The 289-nt window shown below is 63.7% G+C and carries 1 protein-coding gene; it reads left to right on the forward strand.

Features of this window, described 5'->3' with window-relative positions; genetic code table 11:
• The coding region (locus ACVA58_RS27965) for a MetQ/NlpA family ABC transporter substrate-binding protein (RefSeq protein ID WP_446513503.1) at positions 1-289 on the forward strand (289 nt) is incomplete at both ends.

The raw sequence follows: 289 nt of genomic DNA on the forward strand, positions 1-289 counted from the left end.
TCCCCTTCCTGCGCGACCAGATCAAGCAGCGCGGCTACAAGCTGGCGACGGTGGGCAATACGCTCATCTCGCCCATCGCCTTCTATTCGCGCAAATACAAGTCGCTCGAGGCGTTGCCGGTCGGCGCCCGTATCGGCCTGCCGAATGACCCGAGCAACCAGACCCGCGCGCTCGTCATCCTGCGTGACCACGGCCTGATTAAGCTGCGCGACGGCTTCGACCCGTATACCGGCACGGCAACGCTGGCTGACGTGACCGCCAATCCGAAGAAGCTCGAATGGGTGGAGAG

The organism is Photobacterium sp. DNB22_13_2, from assembly GCF_052873915.1.